This window comes from Frankia sp. R82 (assembly GCF_023716925.1).
Classification (GTDB): domain Bacteria; phylum Actinomycetota; class Actinomycetes; order Frankiales; family Frankiaceae; genus Frankia.
Genome location: NZ_JAMQQG010000223.1, coordinates 1 through 8,119 on the forward strand (window position 1 = coordinate 1; position 8,119 = coordinate 8,119).

Annotated in this window: 7 protein-coding genes; 2 read left to right on the forward strand and 5 right to left on the reverse strand. The window is 72.5% G+C overall.

Annotated features, from left to right (window positions below; genetic code table 11):
• Window positions 1-85 precede the first annotated feature (85 nt).
• Window positions 86-1,933 carry a hypothetical protein gene (locus tag ND747_RS18790; RefSeq protein ID WP_251735025.1) on the reverse strand — a complete coding sequence of 616 codons (1,848 nt, stop codon included), beginning with the start codon at window positions 1,931-1,933 and terminating at the stop codon, window positions 86-88.
• A 122-nt stretch (window positions 1,934-2,055) separates the two neighbouring features.
• On the opposite strand from ND747_RS18790, the gene ND747_RS18795 reads away from it, so the two are divergent.
• On the forward strand, window positions 2,056-2,712 hold the full coding sequence (locus ND747_RS18795) for an HD domain-containing protein (RefSeq protein WP_251735026.1): 657 nt from the start codon (window positions 2,056-2,058) through the stop codon (window positions 2,710-2,712).
• Here ND747_RS18795 and ND747_RS18800 read toward each other — a convergent pair.
• The 3 genes from ND747_RS18800 to bfr all read right to left on the reverse strand — a co-directional run bounded on the left by ND747_RS18800 (window position 2,697) and on the right by bfr (window position 5,369).
• Window positions 2,697-3,473, reverse strand: coding sequence for an alpha/beta hydrolase (locus ND747_RS18800; protein WP_251735027.1), 777 nt, complete (start codon window positions 3,471-3,473; stop codon window positions 2,697-2,699). The genes ND747_RS18795 and ND747_RS18800 overlap by 16 nt on opposite strands.
• Window positions 3,474-3,924: 451 nt before the next feature.
• Window positions 3,925-4,533 carry a superoxide dismutase gene (locus ND747_RS18805; RefSeq protein ID WP_251735029.1) on the reverse strand — a complete coding sequence of 203 codons (609 nt, stop codon included), beginning with the start codon at window positions 4,531-4,533 and terminating at the stop codon, window positions 3,925-3,927.
• 353 nt (window positions 4,534-4,886) lie between these two features.
• Window positions 4,887-5,369, reverse strand: a complete 483-nt coding sequence (bfr, locus tag ND747_RS18810; protein WP_251735031.1) for a bacterioferritin — start codon at window positions 5,367-5,369, stop codon at window positions 4,887-4,889.
• A gap of 621 nt (window positions 5,370-5,990) precedes the next feature.
• Between bfr and ND747_RS18815 the strand changes: the two genes are divergently transcribed.
• A complete protein-coding gene (locus ND747_RS18815; RefSeq protein WP_251735032.1) occupies window positions 5,991-7,151 on the forward strand; it encodes a DUF4386 domain-containing protein in 1,161 nt (386 codons plus the stop codon).
• A gap of 84 nt (window positions 7,152-7,235) precedes the next feature.
• Here the strand turns inward: ND747_RS18815 and ND747_RS18820 are convergent.
• On the reverse strand, window positions 7,236-8,119 hold an 884-nt coding region (locus ND747_RS18820), incomplete at its 5' end, for a CoA transferase (RefSeq protein WP_251735034.1).

Here is an 8,119-nt window from a genome sequence, read left to right on the forward strand (position 1 = left end):
GCCGGCCGTGATCGCGTCCACCTCGCCGAGCCACTGTGCGCCGCCCACTGACCTTGCCGACGCCCCACCGCGCCGGGGCGGGCGCTCACAGGTACTCCCGCAGCCGGGGCCACAGGCCGGCCGCCGCGGCGATGATCGCGGCGAGCACCAGCGCGGGACCGGCCAGCCGCAGTCCGCGCAGCGCCTCCCCGGCCCGGTGCACCTCGGTGTCGAACCGGCCGCGGGCGGTGTCGACCGCCGTGTCGAGGCTGTCCAGCAACCGGGTGAACGCGGCGGTGCCCGGGCCGAGCGTGCGGGTCACCGCCGCCCCGAAGGTGTCGGACGACCGAGGGGCGCCGCTGGCGGGACCGGCGTCGGACGGGCCGCGGGCCGCGGCGACCACCGAGTCGGGGGACGTGGCCAGCAGTCGCACCACCGACTCGTGGATGCGCAGCCAGGCCCGCAGGTTCGCCTCCAGATCCGCCGGGAGCCCCGCGCCCGCGGGGGCGTCGAGCGCGACCACCAGCGACCCCCGCCGGGTCACCGGTTCGGGCGGCAGACGGTCCCCGGACGGGTCGAAGCCGAGTCCCCGGGCCACCCAGGCAAAGTGCTCGTCGAAGCGCAGCCCGTTGCCGAGGGCGGCCAGCGACAGGTTCTCGTCGACCCGGGCCTCGAGGGCGAGCGACTTCGACCGGGCGAGCAGCGTCATCGGGCGATACCCCACGTCCCGGGCGGTGTCCAGCCTGGTCTGCTGGGTGCCGAACGCCACCGCCGTCCAGGTCACCGCGGCCAGGACCGCGCCGGTGGCGAGCAGCAGCCCGGGGTTCACCAGCCGGTTGGTCCGTCGCACCAACAGCACCTGGACGCCGACCAGCACGCCGAGCGCGACGGCGGCGGTGAGGACCACCGCCCACTCGCCGCGGGCCCCGGTCGCATGCCGGTAGGCCAGATCCACGGCGTCGGCGTAGCGGGCGACCAGGATCTCCGTCGCGGGCAGGATCTCCGCGCGCATCATCGTCGAGGCGGCCCGCAGGTTCGCCTCGCCGACCGACAGTCCAGCCCGGTTGTTCGCCCGGGCCCGTTCGACCATCCCGTTGTAGACCGGGATCTCCTGGGCCAGCAGATCCAGCGGGCAGGACGCCCGCCCCCGCACCGTCCCGGCCCGGTCGCCGCCTCCACCCGCCGCGGCCGCCGCCCGGCCGTCCAAGCCGTCCGAGCCGTTCAAGGCGTCCGAGCCGTCCGAGCCGTTCAAGCCGTCTGGGCCGGGACGTGGGGACGCGGCGTCCGACCATGGCGGCTCCAGGCCGCCGGACTCGCCGCCAGCGACGGGAGTATCGCCCGCCGGGCCACCGCCATCGGTGACCTGGCCAAGATCCGCTCCGGGATCGACCGCCCCCGCGGCCAGCCGGTCAACGACGTCCGAAGGGCACAGCTTCGGATCCAGCCGGCGCAGGTCCAGGACGCCGCGGGCGGACGCGGCGACACTCGTCTCGAACGACACGTCCGACTTGACGGCGTCATAACGCTGCCGCTGCTGCGCGGCCGGGGTATCCCGGTCGACCAGCAGCTCAACGGGTGCGAACACCTCGGCGGCGGCTGCCGCGTCCGCCTGGGACAGTGCGGCGCGCAGCTCCTGGGCGGTGGCCAGCGCCCGACCCTGGTGGGTCAGCAGGTCATCGGTGGCGCCCAGCCGATGCCCGACCACGGCCCGCAGTGTGAACCCGAACAGGCCCAGCACCAGCACGAGCAGCACGAGCAGCCCGACCAGGAGCACCTCGGCGTCGCATCGTCCGGCGGCCACCCGCGCGAGCCGCATCACGGCGCGCGCCGACCGGCACGGATGCAGGCGTGGGAGCCGGCGCCGCCGCACGGACGGGCCCGCCCCGCGCGGCCAGACCCGCGGTCGCGTCTCCGGCTCGCGGCTCGGCCGCGACACCACACCCGTCACACTCACGCAGCGTACGCGTCCAGCGGCAATCTAGTTACCTGGTGTGACTGGCTGACCGAGGTGTCCGCTGGGCAGCCGGTATCGGCTTCTGCCGTCCGGCCCGCCCGGTTCTCCGTACTGTCGGACGGGTGAGCGCATCCGCGTCCGACCGACAGCCCTCGCCTCCGCTACCGCCGATCGAACCGCCGCCGGGGATCGCCGATGCTCGGCTCGCCCGCCAGATCGCGTTCCTGCTCGAGATCGACAAGCTCAAGACGGTCCTGCGGCGCAGTAACCTGATCGATCTGTCCCGTCGGGAGAACGACGCGGAGCACTCCTGGCACCTGGCGATGCTCGCCGTGGTGCTCGGTGAGTACGCGGCAGCCGACGTCGACCATGCCCGGGTGCTGCGGATGCTGCTCGTGCACGACCTCGTCGAGATCTACGCGGGTGACACGTTCGTCTACGATGCCAGCGCGCTGGCCGAGCAGGAGCAGCGGGAGAACTCCGCCGCCGACCGGCTGTTCCCGCAGCTGCCAGCCGACCAGGGTGCCCAGCTACGGGCGTTGTGGGAGGAGTTCGAGCAGCGGCGCACCGCCGACGCCCGGTTCGCCCGCGCGCTCGACCGGGTGCAGCCGCTGCTGCTGAACTTCTACACCGGCGGGAGCACCTGGCGTCCGCACGGCGTGTGCCATGCGGACGTCCTGGCCCACCGGGACGTGATCGAACAGGGCTCCCCGGCGTTGTGGGCGTACGTCGAGGTGATGCTCGACGCCGCGGTGCGCCGCGGCTACCTGCTGCCCTGACCGGCCGCCAACAGATTCTCGAGGAACAGCACCGTGCGGGCGGCGACGCTGCGCCGCCCGGGGCCGACCAGCGGATCGTGACCGCCGGCGATGACGGCGAGCTCGGTGCGTGGGGCGGTCCTGGTCACCATCCGGACCAGCGGAAGCGGGCTCGTCTCGTCGGCCGCGCCGTGCATCAGCAGGATCGGCAGGTCGGGCAGGGCCCGCGGCAGCGACTCGGTCACCGCCAGCCCCGCCACCGGGGTGTGCAGCGAGGGCAGGCCGAGCAGCACCAGGCCGTCGGGGCGGACCGCGGGTGAGCCGACCATCGCCAGTGCCGCCAACGCCCCGGTGTCGGCGCCCAGCAGCACGAACGGCACCCCGGGCACCCGGGTCTCGACCACCGCCGGGATCCGGACGGCGCCGTCGGTGACCACGACGAGCTGATGGCCGTCGAGCGCGAGGCGCTCGGCGAGCGGCTCGAAGTCGTGGGGGTGCTGGCCACGCCCGGGCAGCGCCGCAAGCACGGAGCGGACCTCCCGACGCGCGAGCGCGACGCCGCCGGTCGGAGAACGCGCGGGCAGCCTCCCCGAGAGGCGCAGGTCCGCGGGCCCGATCTCCTCCGCCCGCGGACCACGCGGCCCGGGCGGGGCCGGTGGCCCGGACGGGGTGGGCAGAGCGGATGGAGTAGCGGGCGCAACGGTGATCGGGCCGCAGACGCCCACGGCCAGGGCCGGGGCGCGCCCAGGGGCAGGCAGCGTCGGATGCAGGGGCGACGTCATCGGCGCCTCGGTCTCTCTCGCAGGGACGGATCGCCGGGCCACGGCGATCCGGCAGGTCAGGGATGCCGACGTGGGTGGCGTGGGAGCGTGCGGACGGTCCTCGCCGGGATCGTTCCCGACGGAGCCTCTCCCGCCGGAACCTCTCCCGCCGGAACCTTCCCGGCAGGGGCCATCCCCGTAGGAACCGTCCCCCCGGGGATCGTCACGACAGGACCACGCTCGGCAGCATGCCACCAGAGTAGGACGGCGCGTGGACCTTCGAAAGGCCCATCGGGATACCCGTGCGTCCGATGGGCGACAGCACGCCCGGATCACAGCGACGGCGGCAGCGCCCCCAGGCCGCAGCGACGGCGGCAGCGCCCCCGGACTACACCAGGGCCGCACAGACGGCGACGGCCCGCCCGGAGGACCGGGCGGGCCGATGCCACGGGTTCCCGTGGAGACGATGTGCTCAGGCGCCGAGACCCTTGGCCTTCGCGTAGCGCGCGGAGACGTCCGCCCAGTTGACGATGTTCCACAGCGCGGCCGCGTAGTCGACCTTGACGTTCTTGTACTGCAGGTACCAGGCGTGCTCCCAGGCATCGAACACCAGCAGCGCCGGGTTGCCGACGCCCACGTTGCTCTGGTGGTCGTACACCTGCTCGACGAGCAGCCGGTCACCGGTCGGGTCGTAGGCGAGCACGCCCCAGCCCGAGCCCTGGACGGTCGTCGTCGCCGCGGTCAGCTGCGCCTTGAAGGCGTCGAACGAGCCGAAGTCGGCGGCGATGGCCTCACCGAGCGCACCGTCGGGCTTGTCGCCGCCGTCCGGAGAGAGGTTCTCCCAGTAGATGGAGTGCAGAATGTGGCCCGAGAGGTTGAAGGCCAGCGTCTTCTCCAGGCCGACGATCGACCCGAAGTCGCCCTTGTCCCGCGCCTCGGCGATCTTGTCAAGGGTGTCGTTGGCAGCCTTGACGTAGGTCGCGTGGTGCTTGTCGTGGTGCAGTTCGACGATCTGCCCGCTGATGGACGGTTCCAGCGCGCCATAGTCGTACTTCAGGTCCGGCAGAGTGTACGTAGCCACCAGAGCACGGTCCTTTCCGTTCACGAGGGATTCGGCTGGGGCCCCCGAACAGGGGCTCCCGACGGTTCAGCTGGGTGGTTCGACGGCGCCGACGGCCGCCGGACCGGACGACCTGGCCGGACGGGACCAACCGATGATCACTTGCTGCTCCCCTCCGGCCCGCCGCCGGGAAGGCCACGGGGCCTCGGCGCCAGGTACGGCGAACCTCCGAGGTGAACCCTATCGCCCGAAGGATCGATCCTGCAGGGCCACAGCCGGCAACGTCCCGGGAAGGCTGCTCGCAATACATCGAACGACCATCGGAAATAACAGTCTGTGACGAATATGGAGCAGCGCGACGGCCGGGACCGCGCTCAGTCGTCCTTGTGGATCTGCTGGCTCAGGTAGTTGGCGGCACCGAGCTGGGAGATCAGTTCGAGCTGAGCGTCCAGCCAGTCGATGTGCTCCTCCTCGGAGACCAGAATCTCCTCGAGCAGGACAGCCGACCCGATATCCCCACGCTCACGGCTGAGCGCGATGCCCCCCCGCAGGACGTCGACGGCCTCGAACTCGCCGGTGCGGTCGATGTCGAGCTGCTCCGGCACCGTCTCCCCGATCCGCAGCGTGTGCAGCCGCTGCAGGTTCGGCAGACCGCCGAGATAAAGAACACGCTCAATGAGACGGTCGGCGTGCTTCATCTCGTCGATGGACTCGTGATAGTAGTACTCGGAAATCCGCTGGTAGCCCCAGTTGCGCTGCATCCGGCTGTGCAGGAAGTACTGATTGATCACTGTCAGTTCATTAGTCAGCACACTGTTCAGTACTTCGATGATTTCAGCGTCCCCACGGGTCGCCATCGGTTCCACATCCTTCCGCCCACCGCTTCGACCGGGCGAGTGCCCCTTCGTCCAGACGACGGGGACCTGCTCGCACGGGCGTGGCGCGCGCCGAAGCCATCCCCGACGATCTGCGCGACTACGACACAGACCGACGAAGACGGTTGGACACGCACCCCTGTCGACCACAGCAAATCACATGGATAAGGAATTCGCCTCGCGCTGGGCCAGGATGTCTGCGCAGGCCACAGAGAAATTCTTCACAAGGTAAGCCTGACCAAAGTTAGGGGAACCTGCACGGAGGTGGTCGCGCGAACTGACAGTACGCCCCGATAACCTCGGGATCGGGCACCTTCGGGCTCCCACATTTGCCATCGACCTTCGGGCCGGCAGCCGACCGGAATTGCCATGGCGATGTCCTGCCCACCCGGGCGCGCGGCCAGACGCGGCGTGTGGGAAATCATGTACACGGCACCCCACCGGCGCGGGTCCACCCAACATCCGGGGCCGGAGGCCTCGGCGCAGGAGCCTCGGGGCAGGCCACCGGTGCCCGGCGCCCGCACCGCGCCATCCAGCCCACCATCGATTACTCTAAGTGATGTCTCGGCCACCAGTCCTGGCCTTCCGGGAGGTGCGGCGTCGATGTTCATCGGACGACGCACCACAGCCGCCCTGCTGCTGGTCAGCGCCGTGTGCGGGGCCGGGGGCCTGACGGCGCTGCGCCGCGCCGCGGGCTACCCGGAGGTCCTCACCGTGTCGGGCACAGCGACCCTGGCAGCCGTCCAGGGGCACTGGTTCGCCGTCGTCACGGGGCTCGTGCTGTCGGTCGTGGCGGCGGGTCTGCTGGTGCCGATCACGGTGGGTCTCGTCCGGCTGCTCCCCGGCTGCTCGCACCGTCCACTGCCGATCGTGCTCGCCACCGCGGCCAGTGCCGCCCAGCTGGTAGGTCTGCTGTTCTGGCTGTTCATCGTCCCGGCGCTGTTTCGCCGGTCGGCGCCACCGGCCCTGTCCGACCAGGCGGCAGTCGTCTTCGACACCGCGCGCATGCTGTTCGCCGTCATGGTCGGAGAGGTGGTTGCCTGTCTGCTCACCGCCTGCTGGTCGGTGTCCCTCGTCGCCCAGATGATCCGGTCGAACCTGCTGGGACGGTTGCCCGCCGGCGCCCGCCGCCCCCGGCTGGCCCTCGCCGGGCTCGGGCTCTGGGGTGGGGTCGCCTCCGCGGGGGTCCTCGGTGGCATGCTGCTTCCACTCGGGGTCCATCCGGCGGTGACCGGCCGGGTGGTCGGCCAGCTGCTGTGGAGTCTGTGGCTGGTCGGCCTCGCCGTGGCCGTCTGGCAGCTCGAGTCGCCGCGGCCCGACCCCGACGCGCCCGCGGCCATCCCGCCGGCCGTGCCCAGCCCGGACGTGCCTGCGATGGTGACGCCCTGGCCCGAGCCGGCAGCACGGTTCGACCCGGTGCCGCGGTCCGCATCGTCGTCGTCGGAGTCCCTGCCCCCGTTGGCGGACGCCTTCTTCGACGCGATCACGTGGATCGAACCGGCGCAGCCCGATATCAGCATGCGTGCGGCTCCCCAGCCCGCCGGACGCGCGCTCGGCAACGACGATCTCACCGAGTTCGCGCTCCTGACCCCGCCCGAGGCCGTCCCGGGTGAGACCACCGCACCCGCGTCCACGCCCTGCCCGGGCGCGCCCGCCGAGACCTCGCCACCCGAACAGCGCACCGAGGACCATCACGGCGACCAGCCCATCGCGAACAGCGAAGACGGCGATAACGGCGGGGACGGGTCCGCCCCGACCGTGTAGGGGCCGGATGCGGTCGCCGTTCAGTGCGGTCGCCGTTCAGTGCGGTCGCCGTTCAGTGCGGTCGCCGTTCAGTGCGGTCGCCGTTCAGTGCGGTCGCAGGCCGGCCAGCACCGCGCGGGTGTGCTCGCCCGGTTCGGCGGCCTTCGGCCAGGGCGGGTCCTCCCCGACCGGCCAGGGCCGGGTGGGGGGTGCGACCCGACGGGAGCGCCCGGCCTGGTGCACCGTCCACCCGTGTCGCCCGGTTCCGGTCACCTGGACGGTCGCCGCGGTCGTGCCCACCTGCACCGCCGAGGCGGCGTCCAGGGGGGCGGCGACCCAGGCCGCGACGTCCCGCATGGCGACGTCGAGCAACTGGCCACCGCCGGCCCGCAGGCTCGCCGCCACAGCCACCGCGGCGAACAGGCCGGTCAGCGGGTCGGCGATCGCGTCCGCGCAGAACACCGGGGTCGGGTCGGCGCCGCGGCCGCGGTGCTGCCAGCCGACGAGTCCCCCGGCGACGGCCGCATCGTCGCCGAAGGCCACCGGGTCCGGCCCGTCACCGGTCTCGGCTCCGGTGCGCCCGTAGCCGGTGATGCTCACCCACACCCGGCCTGGACGGGCGGCCACCAGCGCGTCCGCATCCACGCCGAGCTGGGCCAACGCCCGCGGGCGCGAGGACTCGATGACGACATCGGCCTGCTCGAGCAGGCGGCGCAGCATCGCCCGGCCGTCCGGGGTGGCGAAGTCGAGCACCACGCTCTCGTGACCCGCATGCAGCCAGTCGTAGAAGGCGGCGCTGCCACGGCGGGCGCCGTCCAGGCGCCGCACGCTTTCCACCTTGATCACGCGCAGGCCCATCCGGCCGAGCAGGTGTGCGCACAGTGGTCCGGCCCACATCGCCGACAGGTCGACGACCACCCGGGCACCGACCCGCTCGCCGACGCCGGCGGCGGGGCGGGCGCTGGCCGCGGGGCGGGGCAGCACCCGCA

Excerpts from the sequence above, each read along its gene's own strand:
- ND747_RS18815 (WP_251735032.1), top strand. The coding sequence starts at position 5,991 with ATGTTCATCGGACGACGCACCACAGCCGCCCTGCTGCTGGTCAGCGCC.
- ND747_RS18800 (WP_251735027.1), bottom strand. The coding sequence starts at position 3,473 with ATGACGTCGCCCCTGCATCCGACGCTGCCTGCCCCTGGGCGCGCCCCG.
- bfr (WP_251735031.1), bottom strand. The coding sequence starts at position 5,369 with ATGGCGACCCGTGGGGACGCTGAAATCATCGAAGTACTGAACAGTGTG.